This window comes from Bacillota bacterium (genome assembly GCA_024655925.1).
Lineage (GTDB): Bacteria > Bacillota > DTU025 > DTU025 > JANLFS01 > JANLFS01.
Window position 1 is genome coordinate 1 of record JANLFS010000195.1, and the last position, 2633, is coordinate 2633.

The 2633-nt window shown below is 59.6% G+C and carries 3 protein-coding genes and 2 pseudogenes; all 5 read left to right on the plus strand.

The genetic code is table 11. The annotated features are described in order from the left end of the window. Positions 1-41 precede the first annotated feature (41 nt). Positions 42-600, plus strand: a pseudogene (locus NUW23_15915) (NAD(P)H-dependent oxidoreductase subunit E). Beyond that, positions 587-1222: an NAD(P)H-dependent oxidoreductase subunit E gene (locus NUW23_15920; protein ID MCR4427641.1), complete on the plus strand. Its 636-nt coding sequence runs from the start codon at positions 587-589 to the stop codon at positions 1220-1222. Before NUW23_15915 ends, NUW23_15920 begins: the two are co-directional and overlap by 14 nt. Positions 1223-1236: 14 nt before the next feature. Continuing rightward, a pseudogene (locus NUW23_15925) lies at positions 1237-1601 on the plus strand (NADH-quinone oxidoreductase subunit F). A gap of 66 nt (positions 1602-1667) precedes the next feature. Beyond that, the gene (locus NUW23_15930) at positions 1668-1931 is read left to right on the plus strand and encodes an SLBB domain-containing protein (protein MCR4427642.1); all 264 of its coding nucleotides are present in this window, start codon (positions 1668-1670) and stop codon (positions 1929-1931) included. 13 nt (positions 1932-1944) lie between these two features. After that, entirely contained in the window at positions 1945-2088 is a 144-nt protein-coding gene (locus tag NUW23_15935; GenBank protein MCR4427643.1) for a hypothetical protein, read from the plus strand. The last annotated feature ends 545 nt before the right edge of the window (positions 2089-2633 follow it).

Below are 2633 nucleotides of genomic sequence, written 5' to 3' on the forward strand. Positions count from 1 at the left end.
CTCTCCTGCTGCCACCATCGCCTACTGCCTTTTACACCAGGATATGGACTCTACTTAGGTTCCGGCAGGTCGACGAGATCCTGGACAAGTACGGGAATGAATCCGCCAAGCTCATATCGATCCTTCAGGAGGTTCAGGAGCAGTACAGATACCTGCCTGAGCCGGTTCTGAGCTACGTTGCCACCCGGCTAGGCGTGACGAGAGCGACGGTTTTTGGAGTGGCCACGTTCTACGTCCATTTCTCCTTAGCCCCCAAAGGGAAGCACCTGATCAAAGTCTGCGACGGGACTGCGTGCCACGTCAACCACAGCCAGCAGCTGTTGGATTTCATCTACAAGAGATTGCGCCTCGATGATAACGAACGAACCACCGACGACCTTATGTTCACCGTGGAGAAAGTCGCTTGCCTGGGCGCGTGCGGGCTAGCCGCTTGCGGAGCTCCTGCTCCTCGGTTTCGAGACCGCTTGCCTGGGCGCGTGCGGGCTAGCCCCTGTCGCGGTCATTGACGACCGCGTCTACGGCGACGTGACCGTAGAGAAACTTGAACAGATCCTGGACGAGATCGGGCGGTGGGAGGAAGCGGCCGATGGACAAGCTTGAGGAGACCGCTCGGAGTGCACAAGACAAGCTGAACGCTGCGGCATACCGGATTCTGGTCTGCAAAGGCACGGGATGCCTGGCCAACGGGGCGCATGAGGTATACGAAGCTTTGGTGAAGGCCTTGCCGAGCGCGATGCCGGGAAGTGTCGAGCTGTCGGATGACGGCGGGCATCACCATGCAGGATCAGTCAGCCAGACGGGCTGCCACGGCCTGGGCCAGGAGGGTCCACTGGTTACTGTCAGGTTCAATTGCCCCCAAAGGGACGAGATCCTGTATTGCCGGGTGAAACCTGAAGACGTCCCTAAGCTCGTTGAGCAGACGATAGTGAAAGGAGGTGTGGTGGATCGGCTGTTGCCGGTGAACCCAGAGACAGGCCGGCCTTGCGGGAAATCCAGCGAGATATCGTTCTACAACCGCCAGAAGCGCCTGGCCCTGGCAGATTGCGGTCATCTGAACCCCGAAAGCATCGACGAGTATGTTGCGAACGGAGGCTACAAGACATTCCAGCACGTGACTACGCACATGTCTCCTCGTCAAGTCTGCGACGAGGTCGTGGCTTCCGGGCTTCGTGGGCGTGGAGGCGCGGGTTCCCGACAGGCAAGAAGTGGTTGGCGGTGCTGAGCGCCCCCGGCCCTGTGAAGTGCCTGGTGTGTAACGGAGACGAAGGGGATCCAGGCGCCTTCATGGACCGCAGCCTGATGGAGGGAAGCCCCCATAGGGTGCTGAAGGAGCCTTGATCGCAGCTTATGCCACCGGAGCCTCCCACGGATACTTCTACATCCGAACGGAGTATCCCGTGGCCGTTGAGCGGATCCGGCGGGCGCTCGAGGATGCGAGGCGAATAGGGCTCCTGGGACGCGGCACCCTCGGGACAGACTTCGATTTCGATTGTGAAGTGGTCGAAGGCGCGGGAGCCTTCGTTTGTGGAGAAGAGACTGCCCTGCCCGCCTCCATAGAAGGACAGAGAGGAATGCCGAGGCCAAAGCCGCCTTACCCTGCACAGAGCGGGCTATTCGGGAAGCCGACTGTGGTCAACAACGTTGAGACCCTGGCCACAGTGAGGTACGTGATTGCGCATTACGCGAAGGAGTTCCGGCTTTATGGCCCTCCCCAAAGCCCAGGCACGAAGACCTTTGCCCTCACCGGGCGGGTAAGACATACAGGGCTGATCGAGGTTCCAATGGGCACCACACTCAAGGAAGTGGTCTTCGGCACCGGTGGCGGCATACCCACCGGACGCCGTTTCAAGGCCCTCCAGATCGGAGGACCATCCGGAGGCCGCCTTGGCGAGGAGCACCTCGACATGCCACAGGTGCCTTCCTTGCCGTGAAGGCACGAGACAGATGCTCGCTCTCTTGCAGGATATCGTAGACGGAAAGGCAGGGCCTCTGAAACCCGCAGGCCTGCTGTCCGGGAATGACGTGGTGGAGGCCATTCGAATCAGACTCCAGCAGGCAGGCAAGCTCGTGTGCATCAGACGGTTCTGAGGGCGCAGTTCTCTCCAGGGCCGGCCGGTGCGCGACTGCGGAATGGATTGCGTAGAGGAGCCGATTTCGTAGGAAGGTGAGGCTCCTCTCCCATCATGCCGCGGACTATGCGGTCGAGAACCGAGTCGGCGACCGGCGTCCCTTACAGCCAAGAGTAAAAAACACGTAGTGTATCGTGAGATCCTGACAGGAACTCCCAACATCCCGCCGAAATGCATCCGGGCATCAGATCCTGAGTTGTGAGCCCCAAGCACAGCGCATTTTAACCCTATAGGTTAAAGATTTGTTGACGCGGAGGAGGCTGCGTGCGTATACTGTTCAGTAGCAGGAAGCTTCAGAGAGTCTGTAGTTCATACGAACTTGCCAAAGCTAAGTGGGGTCAAGTCTGCGGGAGACTCGTCATGAGGCGACTCGACGAGTTGAGGGCTGCTCGTACCCTGGAAGACATGCGCACCATACCCGGCGCTCATTGCCACGAACTGCAGGGGGATCGTGCGGGTTGTCTGGCCGTCCGTCTCAAGCATCCGTTCAGGTTGGTGTTTCGG